20 protein-coding genes and 1 riboswitch are annotated in these 16,898 nt (G+C 46.2%); of the genes, 5 read left to right on the top strand and 15 right to left on the bottom strand.

Annotated features, from left to right (window positions below; genetic code table 11):
• Nucleotides 1-196 precede the first annotated feature (196 nt).
• On the top strand, nt 197-844 hold the full coding sequence (locus tag M1E03_RS16515; protein WP_095289856.1) for a spore coat protein: 648 nt from the start codon (nt 197-199) through the stop codon (nt 842-844).
• On the opposite strand, the gene M1E03_RS16520 is transcribed toward M1E03_RS16515, so the two are convergent.
• A complete protein-coding gene (locus tag M1E03_RS16520; RefSeq protein WP_458110526.1) occupies nt 838-1,734 on the bottom strand; it encodes a hypothetical protein in 897 nt (298 codons plus the stop codon). The two genes, M1E03_RS16515 and M1E03_RS16520, sit on opposite strands and share 7 nt — an antisense overlap.
• Nucleotides 1,735-1,849: 115 nt before the next feature.
• Nucleotides 1,850-2,410: a YhcN/YlaJ family sporulation lipoprotein gene (locus tag M1E03_RS16525; RefSeq protein WP_095289854.1), complete on the bottom strand. Its 561-nt coding sequence runs from the start codon at nt 2,408-2,410 to the stop codon at nt 1,850-1,852.
• A 145-nt stretch (nt 2,411-2,555) separates the two neighbouring features.
• Between M1E03_RS16525 and M1E03_RS16530 the strand changes: the two genes are divergently transcribed.
• From M1E03_RS16530 to M1E03_RS16540, 3 genes are read left to right on the top strand one after another with little or no spacing between them, the layout of a single operon-like run.
• Nucleotides 2,556-3,758: a hypothetical protein gene (locus tag M1E03_RS16530; RefSeq protein WP_458110527.1), complete on the top strand. Its 1,203-nt coding sequence runs from the start codon at nt 2,556-2,558 to the stop codon at nt 3,756-3,758.
• 40 nt (nt 3,759-3,798) lie between these two features.
• Nucleotides 3,799-4,353 (top strand): alpha/beta hydrolase family protein, encoded by a 555-nt coding sequence (locus tag M1E03_RS16535; RefSeq protein ID WP_326236797.1) that lies wholly within the window; start codon nt 3,799-3,801, stop codon nt 4,351-4,353.
• Nucleotides 4,354-4,400: 47 nt separating this feature from the next.
• On the top strand, nt 4,401-4,742 hold the full coding sequence (locus tag M1E03_RS16540) for a hypothetical protein (protein ID WP_025811843.1): 342 nt from the start codon (nt 4,401-4,403) through the stop codon (nt 4,740-4,742).
• 45 nt (nt 4,743-4,787) lie between these two features.
• Here the strand turns inward: M1E03_RS16540 and M1E03_RS16545 are convergent, their stop codons facing one another.
• The 4 genes from M1E03_RS16545 to M1E03_RS16560 form a co-directional block, all read right to left on the bottom strand.
• Nucleotides 4,788-6,173: an L-cystine transporter gene (locus M1E03_RS16545; protein ID WP_020450687.1), complete on the bottom strand. Its 1,386-nt coding sequence runs from the start codon at nt 6,171-6,173 to the stop codon at nt 4,788-4,790.
• Nucleotides 6,174-6,299: 126 nt separating this feature from the next.
• Nucleotides 6,300-7,118: a MetQ/NlpA family ABC transporter substrate-binding protein gene (locus tag M1E03_RS16550; protein ID WP_224145865.1), complete on the bottom strand. Its 819-nt coding sequence runs from the start codon at nt 7,116-7,118 to the stop codon at nt 6,300-6,302.
• A gap of 21 nt (nt 7,119-7,139) precedes the next feature.
• Nucleotides 7,140-7,790, bottom strand: a complete 651-nt coding sequence (locus tag M1E03_RS16555; RefSeq protein ID WP_020450685.1) for a methionine ABC transporter permease — start codon at nt 7,788-7,790, stop codon at nt 7,140-7,142.
• A 2-nt stretch (nt 7,791-7,792) separates the two neighbouring features.
• Nucleotides 7,793-8,794: a methionine ABC transporter ATP-binding protein gene (locus M1E03_RS16560; RefSeq protein WP_023856483.1), complete on the bottom strand. Its 1,002-nt coding sequence runs from the start codon at nt 8,792-8,794 to the stop codon at nt 7,793-7,795.
• 99 nt (nt 8,795-8,893) lie between these two features.
• Nucleotides 8,894-9,007: riboswitch (SAM riboswitch) on the bottom strand.
• 303 nt (nt 9,008-9,310) lie between these two features.
• Here M1E03_RS16560 and cspB point away from each other — a divergent pair.
• Nucleotides 9,311-9,511, top strand: a complete 201-nt coding sequence (cspB, locus tag M1E03_RS16565; protein ID WP_003155376.1) for a cold shock-like protein CspB — start codon at nt 9,311-9,313, stop codon at nt 9,509-9,511.
• A gap of 116 nt (nt 9,512-9,627) precedes the next feature.
• Here cspB and M1E03_RS16570 read toward each other — a convergent pair whose 3' ends face one another.
• From M1E03_RS16570 to M1E03_RS16610, 9 genes are all read right to left on the bottom strand, one after another.
• On the bottom strand, nt 9,628-10,569 hold the full coding sequence (locus tag M1E03_RS16570) for an ABC transporter permease (RefSeq protein ID WP_328031194.1): 942 nt from the start codon (nt 10,567-10,569) through the stop codon (nt 9,628-9,630).
• Entirely contained in the window at nt 10,562-11,485 is a 924-nt protein-coding gene (locus tag M1E03_RS16575) for an ABC transporter ATP-binding protein (RefSeq protein WP_023856481.1), read from the bottom strand. Before M1E03_RS16575 ends, M1E03_RS16570 begins: the two co-directional genes overlap by 8 nt.
• Before the next feature lie 19 nt (nt 11,486-11,504).
• Nucleotides 11,505-12,206: an ABC transporter ATP-binding protein gene (locus M1E03_RS16580; RefSeq protein ID WP_023856480.1), complete on the bottom strand. Its 702-nt coding sequence runs from the start codon at nt 12,204-12,206 to the stop codon at nt 11,505-11,507.
• The gene (locus M1E03_RS16585) at nt 12,203-12,577 is read right to left on the bottom strand and encodes a GntR family transcriptional regulator (RefSeq protein ID WP_023856479.1); all 375 of its coding nucleotides are present in this window, start codon (nt 12,575-12,577) and stop codon (nt 12,203-12,205) included. The genes M1E03_RS16580 and M1E03_RS16585 overlap by 4 nt, the downstream gene beginning before the upstream one ends.
• Nucleotides 12,578-12,581: 4 nt before the next feature.
• Entirely contained in the window at nt 12,582-13,349 is a 768-nt protein-coding gene (locus tag M1E03_RS16590; protein WP_051303785.1) for a hypothetical protein, read from the bottom strand.
• 132 nt (nt 13,350-13,481) lie between these two features.
• On the bottom strand, nt 13,482-13,814 hold the full coding sequence (locus tag M1E03_RS16595) for a hypothetical protein (RefSeq protein ID WP_039072544.1): 333 nt from the start codon (nt 13,812-13,814) through the stop codon (nt 13,482-13,484).
• A 13-nt stretch (nt 13,815-13,827) separates the two neighbouring features.
• Entirely contained in the window at nt 13,828-14,358 is a 531-nt protein-coding gene (locus M1E03_RS16600) for an NAD(P)H-dependent oxidoreductase (protein WP_020450678.1), read from the bottom strand.
• A gap of 17 nt (nt 14,359-14,375) precedes the next feature.
• On the bottom strand, nt 14,376-15,941 hold the full coding sequence (locus M1E03_RS16605; protein WP_217626294.1) for a DHA2 family efflux MFS transporter permease subunit: 1,566 nt from the start codon (nt 15,939-15,941) through the stop codon (nt 14,376-14,378).
• Between the two features lie 63 nt (nt 15,942-16,004).
• A complete protein-coding gene (locus M1E03_RS16610) occupies nt 16,005-16,637 on the bottom strand; it encodes an HlyD family secretion protein (RefSeq protein ID WP_020450676.1) in 633 nt (210 codons plus the stop codon).
• Nucleotides 16,638-16,898 lie beyond the last annotated feature (261 nt).

The raw sequence follows: 16,898 nt of genomic DNA on the forward strand, positions 1-16,898 counted from the left end.
TTTCCACTTTCGACCAATGAGATGATATATTGTCTTTGAACACAAGACCCCCATAATATTTTCTCTGAACTAAACTATTCGACGGTTAGAATAAAATCCCTTTAAATCCAGTTTATCGATTATTCCTTTTTTGAATAAACATGACGGCAAAAACGAAATATAATAGTTGAATTACATTTAAGGAGGATACGTTAGAGTGGAACAGCAAAACCAGCCGCAAATGCAAATCAATCAAGGCAATGAAGGAATGCAGCATATGAATCACGGGGGCCACGAAGTGTTTGACATGCATGAAGTGTTGTCCGGTATGATCGGCGTTCTTGAGCAATATATGATGTTCAGAGAGCATGTCAAAGATCCGGAGCTGCTCGATATTTTGGACAGGCAGCACCGGTTTATTTCGTCTCAGTACAACATCACAACAGAATGTTTCAGAACGGGGCAAAAGCCGAGCCAGGAAACGGCAACATATATGATGAAAGAGGATCGCCAATTTGTCTACGGGTTAAAAGATGCCCAGCCGAAACAGCCGAAGCAATCCGTGCAGGCGATTGATGACGCCTGTATCAGCAGCTTTATGCTCGGCTTGCTGAAAACCAATTGTTCGGCATTGGCCATGGCGGCTCCCGAAGTGACAAACCCTGTCTGCAGAAGAGTTCTGGCAGACCAGATTCCTCACTATATCGAAATGGCTTATGAAATTTTCCTTTATCAGAACAAACACGGGTACTATCAAGTTCCTCAGCTTGCACCGCAAGACATGCAGAAGATGACTTCAGCATTCGCTCCGGTGCAAGGTCAGCCGCAAATGCCTCCGAACGGGCAGCAGAGACCTATTCATTGATAATGAAAACGGCACGGAAGAATGAAACCTTCCATGCCGTTTTTTTTCGCTTCATATTTCCGTTTGAATTCTTTTTCAAAGCCCGGTAAAGACTGACCGACGGCGGCCTTAAATCCGTCTTCAAAACTTCCCCGAGCAGCCGTTTCCTCGATAATGTCGAGGATGATACCCCTTCCTTTTTTCTCCGCGAGCTCTTCGATCAAATAATAACTTTGCAAATAAATATCGGTTTCATATCCAATGCGTGCTTTTTGCCACTGCCGGTCGGTCTTCAGCTTGCTTAAAGGAACGGCTGACGGCAAAGTCCGGATTTCTACGGCGTCGTGCGCAGAAACCCATTCCGCCACTCCCTCGTGAAACCAAAGCGGATAAGCTGCCGGGTCGGCATTCAGTTCTCTCAGCTTGACGTGAAAAGCATAATGGGTATACTCATGTATCAGCACCCGTTTGTACAGGAAGACGGCGAATCCCTCGCCGGTATTCAGATGCTTTTTCTCCTCGAGCAACAGCCCGATCATCCGCATATCATTTGAGTAAAATCCGGTGATATCCTTTAATTTTGAAAATGACTCCATATCATCGCGGTTTGAAAAAAAGATCAAATCAACGCTGTCTTGAAGAGGACTCGCAAACAGTTCCCGATTCAAGTCAGCTGCATCCCGAAGCGTCTCCTTTGTCAGCTCCAGGATCGTCCTATCTTCTTTAGCGTAATAAATGCTGACACTTTCATATTTAAGCATTTTCAGCGATTCTTTCAGTTTTTCTTTTTTCCCCGAAAGAACAGCTGCCTCAGGGCTCTCTTGGCTGAACACGACAAAAACGGCCAATAACAAAGCGGATAGAGTGCCCGCCATAATTAAAATAAAGGCTGCTTTCATCTCTCCCGTCACATATCATCCCTCCTCCGCGATGTGCTTCTCTGTACTACACACTATGCGGAAAGGTTCAGGAAGTGGCCTGTATGAAAAGCAGCCAACAAAAAAAGCCGCTCATTGCGGCTTTTCATTATCTTTGATTCGGGAAAATTCTGTTGATCGTTTCACCGAATTCTTCAAACATGCCCTCGATCGGTTCGCCATTTTGGATTCTGTCGCCATAATTTGTCATCCGGTCAACAAAATCAGGATTTGCCGAAACGAATACATTGTTAATGTTATTGTCTGCTTCTTTAACCTTTTTCGAGATTTTCCCTTTCAGCTCATTCGTTACGTCGCCTTTCGGATTGCCTTTCAAAACGACCGCTACATAAGCGTTGCGGTTTGTCGTAATGACGTTTGCACTTCTGACTTCTTTCAGTTCCGTCACTTTGTCTGCAGCTTTATCCGCCACTTCCATATTATTATTGTTCCGATTGGCATCGCGGTTGTCTGTCACATTCATTTGGTCGTTGACGTTTCTGCCGTCATTGACATTCGTGCGGTCGTTATCTCTGTTTGTTACATTTTGAAGCGCATTGTCCTGGTTGCGACGGTTGTTATCCGCCCCCTGGTTTGCCATGCCGCATCCGGCTGTGAACAAAAACGGAAGGAGCAAAGCAACAATCGCGCCTTTTTTCATACTGAACATTAAAATTGCCTCCTTTAATGATTGACGTATAGGTTTTTTCTTTTTCGTGTTATTTATTTGTCTAAAGCATATTTTTTATACGCGACTTTTGTTATGATCTTATTGAATGTAAAAATACCCAAATAAATCCGGAGGTGTATATAAAATGGAAAAAGCAAAAAGCATTTTGCATGTGCTGCGAATTAAAGACTTTGCGGTACATCCCGATGAGACGCAGCTTGTTTTTGATACAAATCTCAACGGAACATCAAACCTGTGGGCGATGGATCTTCCCGATGCATACCCGTACCAGCTGTCATTCTTGAATCAGGATGCAAAAGGAATCGCCTACAATCCCGACGGCTCTATTCTCTATGCCGGTTTTGACCATGACGGAAACGAACAAAGCGGACTGTACAAGCTTTCGTCAAAAAACGGGTCGTTCCATTCATTAAACGGAAATCAAACGGACCGCCACTTCGAGCCCATCCCTGTCCAAAACGCCGTTTACTACTCCTCCACAAAGGACAATCCGACATTTTTAAATACATACAGATACGATTGTCTCGCTGAAAAAGAAGAGCTTATTTTTGAAGGAAAAGACGGAACTTCAATACTGGCTGATGTAAGCCCGGGCGAGAAAGCCGTCAGCATCCATGTCTACTATGTCAACAGCCACAATGTCTGCATGATCCATACCGCTGAAGGTGTGACGACAGGAATCGTCCCCGATGAGACGCTGCCTCATATGGTTTATTCTTCCCGCTTTGCATCTGATGATCGGTTATTCGTCACGACAAACTACGAAGCCGAGTTTTCATACCTTGCCTTGTACAACGTTTCATCCGGTATTTTTGCGCCGGTGCTTTCGATTGACAAAACTGATTTAACAGCCATCCACGCTGATCCGAGCGGAACTTTCCTTTATCTGATTGGAAAAAAAGGCGTCAAAGAGGTGATGTATGAGTACAACACAGCAACAGGAGGAAGCCGGGAGGTGGACTGCCCTTGCACATCCATTTCGAAAATACAATGCGCCTCTTCGGGCACGCTGTACATTCTCGGCTCAACGCCGACCAGGCCGGCTAATCTCTATGTATTAACGAAAGGACAGACGAAATGGCGGCAATTAACGAAACATTCGGTTCCGGGTTTCTCCGAACAGGAGCTGTCATATCCGGAGGTTGTGACATATCCTTCTTTTGACGGTCTCGCTATAGAAGGGCTGCTGTTTAAGCCGGACCCGGAAGAAGCGAACGGCTGGACGATTATTTGGCCGCACGGCGGACCGCAAGATGCAGAAACCTTTATGTTCTATGATCTCTTTCAACTCGCTGCGAAAATGGGCTACCAGTTTATTCGCCCCTAATTTCAGGGGATCAGCGAATTACGGCTATTCCTTCTTTAAAATGGTTGAACAAGATTGGGGAGACGGACCGCGCCTCGATATGACTGCAGGCATCGACTGGCTTATCGATCAAAAGCTTGCGGACCGCGAAAAACTTTTTTTAATGGGGGGCAGCTACGGAGGGTATATGTCGCTATTGCTTCACGGAAGGCATCCAGAGTATTTCCGCGCCGTCGTCGATATATGCGGAGTCAGCAATCTGTTTTCGTTTGTCGAATCCGTACCGGATTTCTGGCAGCCGATGATGGAAAAATGGGTCGGCAAGCCTGAGCGGGATTATGAAAAACTGAAAGCCGATTCTCCTGTTACATACCTGGAGAATATGACTCAGCCGATGCTGATCATCCAAGGCGCAAACGATCCCCGCGTCGTAAAGGAAGAGTCCGATCAGGTCGTCGATCGGTTAAAAGCAAGGGGGCGGAATATTGAGTATCTTGTTTTGGAAAATGAAGGGCACGGTTTTTCTAAAACAGAAAATAAAATAAAAGCCTACCATAAAATTTTCGAATTTTTCGAAAGTAACCGCTTATATCTCGCGGCACAACTTGAAGAATAAAACCGATCAGGACTGGGGATGGTATACGTAAAAAGGAGGTTGACCCTTTGTTTAGAAGAAGATCAGGCATCCATCCCGCTGTATTGGTTTTAGGATCAGCTGCATTGACCGCGGCTTTTTCTCCCGAAATCCGCAAAAGATTGACAGGCATGTTCGCGAAGGGCATGGGAGGTCGACAGCAAGGTAACGGCCGAAACCAGATGATGATGAATCCGGCTGACATGATCAAACAGGCTTTCAATTCCGGAGGACAGTCACAGGAACATCGCCAGTCAGGCCATACGGCAAACGACCAGCATCAATCAAGCCATATGACTGCCCCGGTTAATGTCATGAACGATCAGACTGCAAACCAGACGATGTTCGATAACGACCAAAGCTATTCATAAAAAACGGCCCGCACGAGCAATCAAGCTGTGCGGGCCGTTCTTCTTTTACACTTCTGCTTCAATGATATTAGTACGGTCTTGGTACGTGTCTTTTTCAAGTTCATTTGTTGCTTTGCTTGTGACAAGTCCTGACGTCATGCTGCCGCTGACATTAAGAGCCGTACGCCCCATGTCGATGAGCGGCTCAACCGAAATCAGCAGTCCAGCAAGCGCTACGGGCATATTTAACGCCGAAAGGACGAGAAGCGCTGCAAATGTCGCACCTCCGCCGACGCCTGCCACTCCGAAAGAGCTGATCGCAACAACAGCGATAACCGTGAACAAAAATGACGGCTCAAGCGGATTTTGTCCGACCGTCGGCGCAATCATGATCGCGAGCATTGCAGGGTAAATTCCGGCACATCCGTTTTGTCCGATGGACAGTCCGAAGGATCCGGCAAAGTTTGCAATGCCTTCGGGAACACCGAGGCTGCGCTGTGTTTTAATGTTCAGCGGCAAAGCGCCTGCGCTTGATCTAGATGTAAACGCGAATACAAGGACCGGAAACGCCTTTTTCAAGTATGTGACAGGATTTAAACCGCTGAATGTAATGAGCAGCAGGTGAATGATGAACATGACGATCAGCGCCACATATGAAGCGATGACAAATTTGCCGAGCTTGGCAATGCTGTCGAGATCGCTCGTTGCAATCGTTTTTGTCATGATCGCCAATACACCGTAAGGCGTCAGCCTCAGAATCAACGTCACTACACGCATAATGATCGCATACACGGCATCAACCATCTTTTTGAAAAGCTCAGCTTGTTCAGGCTGTTTTCGATTGACCCCGAGATACGCGATTCCAAGGAAAGCCGCAAAAATAACAACGGCGATCGTTGATGTCGGTCTTGCTCCCGTAAAATCTAAAAACGGATTCCCCGGAAGAAGCTCGACAATTTGCTGTGGAAGTGTTTTGGCTTCCATGTCCTGCGATTTCTGTTCGAGTTCCGCCCCTCTCATTGACTCTGCCTGGCCTTGATCCACATGGACAGCCTGCAGGTCGAAAGCAAGTGCGGACGCGATTCCCACCGCAGCAGCGACAGCTGTCGTCGCGATCAAGAGGCCGATGATCAATCCGCTGATTTTTCCGATATTGTGCGTCAGTTTAAGCTTTGTAAAAGCACCCAAAATCGAGATGAATACAAGCGGCATAACGATCATCTGCAAAAGCTTCACATAGCCGCCGCCTGCAATATTAAACCAATCAGATGTCTGCGTAATCGTTTCTGAAGACGAACCATATATAAAATGCAAAGCGAATCCAAAAACAATGCCGATTCCCAGAGCGGTAAATACCCGCTTAGAAAAAGAAACATGTTTTTTTTGCATCATATAAAGGAGCGCCATCAGGCCGAGCATGACGATAATATTAATAACAACAAATAATGTCATGGTAACAAAAGCACCCCCAGAATTTTTTACATTTAAAAACTATAGTACAACAAACCTGATTGGTCAAGTAGGAATTATCGATGTATTTCAATATATGACCCGGGAATCAATTGCGCGACTGACATTTTATTCGCCGATGTCTTTCAGTGGAACAAAAGTCGGCAGCTGTGCACCGTCAAACTCTTTTTTGATCAATTCAGCGGTATCGTCTGATTGGTACAGCTCAACGATCTTTTTCAAATCTTCACGGTCCCGGTCTTCTGTTCTGGCCGCAATAATGTTGATGTACGGTGTCGCTGTTTCGTCTTCCAGTTTAATCGAATCTTTGACAGGATGGAAGCCGGCGTCAACCGCTATGCCGTTGTTGATAACAGATGCAGCGACGTCGGGAAGCACGCGCGGCGTTTGCTCTGCGGCCACCGTTGTGATTTTGAGTTTTTTAGGATTTTCTTTAATCGCATCAAGCGTTCCGTTTCCGTCAAATCCGTCCTTTAATTGAAGCAGGCCGGCGGACTCCAACAGGAGCAAGGCTCTGCCCATGTTCGTCGCTTCGCTCGGAACAGCGATTTCCGCGCCGTTTGGTATATCGTCAGGCGAATCATACTTCTCGGAATAAATGCCCATCGGAGCGATGATCGTTGTGCCGATCGGCGATAGTTCAAGATTGCGTTCCTTTTTGAATGCATTAAAGTAAGATATCGTCTGAAATGCATTGGCGTCAATGTCACCGCCCGCCAAAGCCTGGTTCGGCTGAACATAATCAGAATATTTGACGATTTCAAGCTTTAAGCCTTCTTTCTCGGCTTTTTTCTTCACAAAGTCCCAGATTCTTGTATCCGTTCCGCTGATGCCGATTTTAATGGTTTTCGCATCAGAGTCTGCCGCACATCCCGCGATCATTCCCGCAAGCAGCAGTAAAATGATAACAAATGTGAACTTTTTCATCATAGCTGTCTCCCTCTCTGTTTATCTTCTTCTCAATTTTTTGGACAGAACGTTTCCGGATGTCTGCAATCCCTGCACAACGATGACGAGAATTGCAACCGTGATGATCATCGTCAGCGTGTCAAACCTTTGGTAGCCGTATGTGATCGCCAAATCCCCAAGACCGCCGGCGCCTATCGCACCAGCCATCGCCGACGCTCCGACCAATCCGACCGTTGCCACCGTAAAACTCAGCACAAGCGAACCGAGCGCTTCCGGAATCAGAAACCGGAAGATGATCTGCCGCGGAGTCGCTCCCATTGCTTCAGCGGCTTCAATGACTCCCGGATCGACTTCAAGCAGAGAGTTCTCGACGAGCCTTGCGATGTAAGGCCCCGCATAAAAAGTCAGGGGAACAATCGCTGCCGATGTGCCGATGGACGTCCCCACAATCAGCCTTGTCACCGGAATTAAAGCAACCATCAAGATGATAAACGGAACGGACCGGAAAATGTTAATGATCATATTGACAACCGTAAAAACTGCCGGATTTTCAAGCAGATGCCCCTTCCTTGTGACAACCAGCAAAATGCCGAGCGGAATGCCGATCACGCTTGAAAATAAAAGCGAGAAAACCGTCATTTGAATCGTCTGAACCAGTGCGTCAATGATTTGGTCATATGTAACAAGCATGCTTATACCTCCCTGATGCGAATGTTTTCTCTGCGGATATATTCGAGCGCCCGCCCGATTTCACCGTCTTCCCCCTGCAGTTCAACCGTCATACTGCCAAACGGAATTCCCTGAAGCTCTGTAATCGTTCCGTGCAGAATGTTGACTTCTACGTCAAACCGCTTTGCCACTTGCGAAAGAAATGGCTTCCCGGAAGATTCGCCGACAAATTGAAGCTGGTAGAGATGCTTCACATTTAATTTTTGAATCGATTCAGGTATCTCGTGGTCGATGGCTGATTTGACAAAGCTTTTGGCCGTTTCGGTTTCCGGCGCGGAAAACACGTCAAACACGCTGCCTGATTCAATGATCCTTCCTTTTTCAATGACCGCGACTTTGTCGCAGATTTCTTTTGCCACATTCATTTCATGAGTGATCAACAAAATCGTGATGTTATATTGTTCGTTGACGCGCTTCAGCAGCTTCAAAATATCGCCGGTCGTCTGCGGGTCAAGCGCGGATGTCGCTTCATCACAGAGCAGAACCTCCGGATTTGTCGCCAGCGCCCGGGCAATGCCGACGCGCTGCTTTTGGCCGCCCGACAGCTGATCCGGATAATCGCGGGCTTTATCCTCAAGTCCGACAAAATGGAGCAGTTCCGTCACTTTTTGCTTGATTTCGGCTTTCGGTGTTTTGACAAGCGCGAGCGGCTCAGCGACATTAGCGAAAATCGTCTTTGAATTTAACAGGTTAAAATGCTGAAATACCATGCCGATCTTCCTTTTAACAGCTCGAATCTCAGCTTTCGACAGAGACATTAAGTCTCTTCCGCCGACGAATACCTTTCCGGCCGTCGGTTTTTCAAGGAAGTTCACACAGCGGATCAGCGTGCTTTTCCCTGCGCCGCTGAATCCGATGACGCCGTATATTTCCCCTTTATCTACATGAAGGTCGATTCCATTGAGCGCATGAACCTTCTGTCCGCCGCTTTCATAGACCTTTTCAACGCCTTCAAATGTAATCATGATGATCTTCCTCCTCTTTTTGGCTAACAAAAAAGGCTCCCTCTTAAAAAATAAGAAGAAGCCTTAGACGACACGAAGTAAATAGAGTGGTCCGCTCTCTTCTTATCTTCCAAGCCCGTACGGCTTGTTGGATGTGGCACAGTATTCTGCTGTATGCAGAACCCGCTGCCGAGGCTTCATAGGGCCAATTCCCTCCGCCTCTCTAAATAAGAAGTGTTGATGCATGAAGTTTTACCTAACTTTACAGCTTCTTCGAAATGTTGTCAATCAGAATTGTGAAAATTTCAAAAACCCGCTTTTTAATGCTTTATTTTTCGCCCTGATTATTAAATTTCACTTTTTTTAAAAAAATTGTGTTTAGCAGTTGTAATTTCGCTTAAACACTGGTAAAGTAAAGGTAATTATTTTTGTTCGAACTATCTTTAAGAAGAAAGTTTTGTAAGAGTTTTCGTCTTGGAAGTTTGTTTTAGAGCAAGAATAGTGAATTTAAGCGTTATCGCTTTAGGAGGAAATTTCATGCTAGAAGGTAAAGTAAAATGGTTTAACTCTGAAAAAGGTTTCGGATTCATCGAAGTTGAAGGACAAGACGATGTATTCGTTCATTTCTCTGCTATTCAAGGCGAAGGCTTCAAAACTTTGGAAGAAGGCCAATCTGTATCTTTCGAAATCGTTGAAGGAAACCGCGGACCACAAGCTGCTAACGTAACAAAAGCGTAAGCTGTGAACCGCTGATCTTCATACAGGACTGCTGACCGAATGTCAGCAGTCTTTTTATATTTAAAAAAAGCCTGACGCCCGGAAAACCGGCGTCAGGCTTTTTTTGCGAAAACCGCTTATGAAGCGATGTCTCTTTTTGTGAATGCACCAAAGGCGAGCACATGAAAAACGATAAAATAGACAGCCAGCACCACAATCGAGAATCCCAGCGTCATGTCTGAAACAAGCGGAGATCCGTCAAAGTATTGAGTGAGATCAGTGTTGGCAAATAAGATGTATTTCACCCAATCAAATTTCGTTGCGAGCAAGTTTGTCACCGTTCCGCCCATTGCCAAAAGGAAAATTGAAATACCTACGGCAAGCGAGCTGTTTCTGAAAACAGCTGAAATCATAAAGGCCATTGTCGCCATCATCAAAAGCGATATTGAATTCAGCAAATAGCTGCCGGCCAAGTGCAGCAGCAGGCTTTTTTCTTCAACGGTTCCATCGGCGTACGCCAAGTGAACCTGGCTGCCGTCGCCTGCCCCGAATAAAGCAAGGCCTGTGATACCCGCGCTTGCGAACAGAATGAAAAGCAAAGCCAATGCAAAAAGCAGAACTGTAAAATATTTTGCCAGCAAGATTTTAAAGCGGCTGATCGGCCTGATGACAAGCAGCTTCACCGTTCCCCAGTTGAATTCATTCGCAACGATTCCCGCAGCCACCGTGATCACAAACAGACCGAGGAGAGGAATGTTGCCGCTCGCGTCGCTGATGAACGACAGGGCCGAATAGTCCCCGTCTTCCGGCAAATCGTGCTTGATTCGATACTCATTAATGGCGGTCGACCGTTCATAGCTTTTTTCAAGTGCCGGATTATTGACCCCTTTAAGTTGTTCTTTCATATCTTTATTTTCCTGCATCAATTCTTTTTTCCAGTCCGGGTTTTGGTCTGTCTCTCCGATCGTCTTTGTGAGAACGCCCAGCCCGATGGCAGATAACAGCAAAATCGCAATCATGACATATGTGCCTTTTCGATTAAAAATTTTGATCCATTCATTTACGATGAGATTAAACATGCTGAGCTTCCTCCTTCTCTGCGGTGATTTCCAGGAACCGGTCTTCCAGCGATTTGTTCACAGCCTTCACTTCATATAGGCGGACACCGTTGTCTGACAAGTGTTTGATCAAATCAGGCACTTCATCCTTTTGAAGGCTGAGCTCTATCCCGCCTTCCGCTTCGTCAACCTTCATCTTTTTGAAGGCAGCCGCTTCCCGCATCAGAGCCTGATTGTCATCCGCTTGAATATAATAGCGCTTCTTTTCATCCCGAGCGGGTCCGTGCACATGCTGAATATCCCGGAGCTTTCCGTTCTGGATAATGGCGATCCTGTCGCACATCAGCTCCATTTCTGAAAGCAGGTGGCTTGAAACGATGACCGCCATACCTCTTTCTCTCGTCAGCTTTCTTAAATGATCGCGAATTTCCCGGATACCGGCCGGATCAAGCCCGTTCGTCGGCTCATCGAGAATCAAGAGCTTCGGATCGTGCAAAAGGCTTTGGGCCAGGCCAAGCCTTTGTCTCATTCCTAAAGAATACGTTTTGACCTTATCGTTGATCCTGTTTTTCAATCCGACAAGCTCGACGATTTCGTCAATTTTCTGTTTCGTCACGCCTTTCGTCATGCGCGCGTATTGCTGAAGGTTTTGATAGCCCGTTAAAAATTTATACAGTTCCGGATTTTCAACGATCGCTCCGATATGCCGCGCGGCCTTTTCAAAATTTTCTTTTACGCTGACGCCGCACACGGCGATTTCACCGGCGGTGATGTTCATATGCCCGACAATCATCCGGATCGTCGTCGTTTTTCCGGCGCCGTTCGGACCTAGGAAGCCGAATATTTCGCCTGCCCGCACGTCAAAGCTCAAGCCGTCGATAATCTTTTTCCCCCTGATCGTTTTTGATACATTTTTTAATTCCAAAAGTGTTTCCACTGTTTCTCCTCCAGCCTTTTCAATTTTTTTCTTCAATAAACCGTTTCAGCCATTCCAAAAGCGACATTCCGGATTCCTCGCGCAGCTGTTCGACATCCTTTTTTTCTTCAATTCGGCCATTTAAGACGACGACGACCTCATCCAAAATTTGTTCAATTTCATGAATCTCATGGGTGGCGATGACGATTGTCTGCTTATCAAGCTCCAAATATGTAAGAAGGCTTTTGACGATCGATTCTCTCACCATCGGATCAAGACCGGAAAACGGCTCATCAAGCAGCACGACTGCTGCATCGCGCGCCAATGTGAGCGCGAGCTTCAGCCTGCCCCGGTTGCCTTTGGAAAGCTTGCCGATTTTTTTATCCCCGTCGATTTTCATGTCCTTTAACAGGTCCCACGCTTTATTTATACGGAAATCGGAAAACTGGGTTTCATAAAAGTGAATCATATCCTTGACCCGAAATGGATCGTAGAACATATCGAGCTCTGTTAAATAGGCGATGTTCTTCGTCTCCTTTCTGGCTGCCGGCCGCCCTCCGATCAGCACCGAGCCCGAATCCGGAAACGAGAGCCCTGTGATCAGCTTCAAGATCGTAGATTTGCCGCTGCCGTTCGGTCCTGTCAACCCGTAAATTTTCCCGGGAGAAAGTGACAGATCGGCCTCTTTGAGCGCATACTCTTTGCCAAACTTCTTCGTGACATTTTTCAGCTCAATCTTCATTTGGGATCTCCTTTCTGAAGAAAACGGTCAAGTTCCAACAACATGTCTTGTTTAGACAAGCCAAGCTCTTCCATGCTCTGGACAAATTGCCCGATAACTTCCGACCTCATCTCCCGCTTTAAATCATCGATGACTTCCGTATGTTCAACAACAAAGGTGCCCTGTCCCCTTCTGGTCTCCACCACGCCCATCCTTTCCATTTCATTGTAGGTTCTTTGAATCGTATTCGGATTTACCTGTGTCTGAACAGCCAGCTCACGGACCGAAGGCAATTTTTCTCCCGGTTTGATCTCTCCGCGGATCATTTTTTTAAAGAGCTGTTCGGCTATTTGCCTATAGATCGGCTTTGAAGCAGAAAATTCATTTGCCATTCTTTTACACCTCAACTCTTCTGTTCAGTAATTTGCAGGAGAGATAGAAGAGACAGACGCCTAAGACTGTGTAATACACCAGGAGAACACCCGGCAAATCAACTTGAGAAAATGTAACAGTCCATCCTGAATGTTCGTAATGAAGTTTGAATTCAGCCTTTAAAGAAATGCTCCACAATTTCTGCAATTCCTGGAATAAGCCGCTCTCGATGAACAGCGCCTCGATTAATCCGTAAGCACTGTAGATTAGCAAGGGAATGATCCAGCGGATTTTTTTGATAGCCGGATATTTTCTGAGCGCTTCATATACCGTCCACAGAAACATCACCCATGTGGAAAAACTGATGGAGCCTAAAAAGACAGCGATATTGACGAGAAGCAAATCTGACACGGAAAACAGACCGGCGCTGCTGGAGAGCAGAACGCTTCTGACAACCAGCCCGAAAATGAATAAAACAGCGTGGGAAATCAATTGGTATACGGCAGCTGAAGCAAGCTTTGACACCAGCAATAACGCACTGTTGTTCGGATTATATAACCAAAGCTGCGTCTTCCCTTCCAGACGGAGCTGAGCTAGGATCATTAAAGGACAAAACAGACTATGAAATAATAAAATGGTCACTAGCGCCCCAAAAAGAGCCATTGATTCGCCTGTATAATGAGCAAACCAAAAGCTTGCAATAATCGCACAAATCATGCACAGCATCCAAACCAAAAACCAAAACCTTGCCATGAGAAAATCTTTTTTAAATAAACCGCTGAAAGACCGCAAAACATATCCTCCTCTAGTCACTGTATCAGTGTACTACATCAATAGTACACCGATACAGTGAAAATCGCAATCAAATATTACAAAAAAATGCAAAAAAAAAAGCAAACCCGCTGGTTCCCAGCGAATTTGCCTTTAATCCTGTTCCCGCTTTTTCATGGATTTTAATGCTTTTCGGTAATCCATATCGTCCATTTCCGTTTTCTCGGAATGGTTTTTTTCCTCTTTTGGATGTTGAAGTTTTTGCAGAATCGCCCGATAGGTTTGATCATTCATTTCGAACGGATCTTGCTGATCGGCTTCAACTTGCTCAGCGACTTCTTCTTCCTGAACATGAGGAATGCCAGCTTCAGCTGCCGCGTTATCCTCATGTTCGGGTTTATCCTGTGAAGACGCCGACCGCACATTAAATACCACCAGACCGATAATGACGAGGACAGCAGCGATGATGGTCAATATAATGGTCATGTCAAATCGCTCCTCACTGTCCTGCTGTAAAGCGGTCTGTCACTTGGGCGACGCGTCTGCCTAAAGCCCGGCCCAGCTCCAGGCCTTCTTCGCCGATCAGTTCGTCACTGTCGACAGGACACGTGATGCCTGCACCGTAATAAGACCCGTATAAAGCATTTTCAGGTACATTTCCAGGCAAGCCGACGACCATCATGCCTTGATGAAGCATCGGTGTTATTAAGTTGAGCATTGTCGCCTCAAGACCGCCGTGAGTTGTCGCTGTTGTGCAGAAGACTGCGCCGATCTTATTGATCAGCTTCCCTTCCGCCCAAAGGTAGCCCAGCCTGTCGATCCAAGTTTTTAATCCGGAGCTGATTGTACCGAAATGACCTGGGCAGCCCCAGATGATAGCATCCATTTCTTCGAGCTTTCTAATATCCGCCTGGCTGACATGATCGATCAGCACGTCTGCAGCCTCATGTTCCCCTGCGCCTTCCGCAATGGCTTCAGCCAGCTTTTTCGTATGCTCGCCTTCACTGTCGTAAACAACATAAATTTTCATGTCAGAACCTCCTCATTTTAAGATTCTTTCGCTTCTTTAGGAGCCGGAAGCAATGTCAGCTCCTCCGCCTTGTTCTTCCTGCGCAGCTTGTCTTTTCTGACATCCCTCAAAAACAGGCTGAGAACGAGGCCGATGACACAGAACCCGGCCGCCCACATAAATGCGTCATTGATGCCCATGACATTCGAGTTGAGCTGAGCCTGTCCGGTCAAATATTTCACGACATATTGTTGTGCTTGTTCAAGAGATATATGCATCGATTGCGCTGTTGACTGAATGGTTGACTGCAATGTGCTCATAAATGACGGATCAGCCGTATTTGTCTGATCGGCCATTGATGCATAGTGGAATGTCGTGCGATTTGTATAAATCGTCGTGATCAAGCTCGTTCCGATCGAACCGCTGATTTGGCGAAGCGTATTCGACATCGCCGTTCCGTGGCTGTTTAAATGCTGCGGAAGCTGGTTCATGCCGGCAGTCATGATCGGCATCATCAACATGGACATCCCAAACGCCCGAATCGCATAGATCAACACGATGTGCATATACGGTGTATCGATCGTAAGCGTCGTAAATTCGTAGGTCGTCACAACAGTGATCAATAATCCGACAATCGCTAGCGGCCTTGGGCCGACTTTATCAAATAAAATTCCTGAGATCGGCGACATCACAAGCATGACGAGTGCGCCCGGCAGCATCAGAAGCCCCGACTGAAGCGCTGTAAAGCCGACCAGGTTTTGCAAATAAATCGGAATCAGGAACATTCCTGCATACAAAGCAACTGTAATGATGGCGTTGATCACGCTTGACAGTGAAAACATATCGTATTTGAACACTCTGAAGTCAAGCATCGGCTCTTTCGATTTCAACTGCTGGATGATAAAAGCGGCAATGCCGATCACACCGATCACAACTGTGGAAAGTACGAGCGGATCATCCCAGCCGTCTGAGCCGGCTTCGCTCACACCATACAGCAACGCCGCAAATCCGACAATTGAAAGAATCGCGCCTGCTGTGTCCAATTTGATTTTTTTAGGTTCCGTCATATTTTTAAATAGGAAAAAACCGAAAATGATGACGATCAAACCAACCGGCACAAGGCCGTAAAACATGATCCGCCAGCTGTAGTTTTCAATGACCCAGCCGGATAGCGTCGGACCGACAGCAGGAGCAAACATCATCGCAAGCCCGAAGATTCCCATTCCTTTCCCGCGGCTTTCCGGAGGAAAGATAAAGAGAATCGTGGTCATGACCAAAGGCTGAAGTATGCCTCCGCCGACTGCCTGAATGAGGCGTCCGGTTAACATCGTCGAGAAGTTAGGCGCAATTCCGCATATCAGCGTTCCGACCGTAAACAGCAGCATCGCCGTTAAAAACAAGCTCCGTCCGCCGAACCGCATAATCAGGAAGGCTGATAAAGGAATCAAAACGCCGTTGACAAGCATATATCCGGTTGTCAGCCATTGAATCGTTGTGGCGCTCACATTGAACTCTGTCATGAGATGAGGCATCGCCACATTCAGTAGCGTTTGGTTTAAAATGGCCAGAAACAAGCCGCCCATTAAAATGATGAGCAGTGACATATTTCCTTTTTTCTGAGAAGCCACTTATGACATCCTCCTTTCGCTCGTTTTTATTTCCCCCGGTTATTTTGAAATTTTCACGGATGCGTTCATTCCCGGCAGCACTTTGTCAGACGGGTTTTTAATTGAAATTTTCACAGGTACTTTCTGCGTCACTTTCGTGTAGTTTCCGCTTGAATTGCTTTGAGAAAGCAAGTCAAATGTTGAGTTTGTCGCATAGCCGATTTCTTCGACATTTCCTTCAAATGTAGTGCCTGAATCACCGTCAACGACGATATCGACTTTGTCCCCTTTTTCGATGTCTTTCAGGTCGTTTTCTTCAATGTTAGCTGTAATGTACAGATGATCCATGTCGATGGTTTTCGCAAGCGTTTGACCGGCTTGTACGATCTGGCCTTCTTTCGCTTCGTTTTTGACAATCGTTCCGTCCATGATCGACTTCACGTCAACCGTTTGTTCCCCTTTGATTTTCGCTGCTTTTTCGTCTTTTGAAACTTTTGATCCTTCTTTCAAATCCCAATCTGAGAGCTTCCCTGATGCAGGCGCCGTAATGTCGGCCATCTCGCCTGTCACGTGTGCTTCGTCGGTTTTCACATAGCTGATGCTGTCATAATAGAAATACGCACCTCCTGCTAAGATGGCAAGCACGATGATGAGTCCGATAATGTTCGTCGCAATTAAACGTCCTTTGCTCATGTTTATTTCTCCTTTCATATCCTTATATTTTGGATGAAGCCGGTTTGATCGGCTTCCGCGGTTTTGCGTTTTCCTATTTCCTGCCCAGCAACTTGCGGGACGTGTACTGAAAAAGTTGTTCAAAACTGAGCAAGAAAGATCGGAAGCGGTAAATTTGTTTTTACCTCTGCACAACAAAATAAATAGTTAACAAGATTAAATATTAGTTAAAGTAATAAAGAATGTCAATAACCTTGCACTTAAAATTTTGATTTAAATATT

The organism is Bacillus sp. PK6-013 (assembly GCF_054161445.1).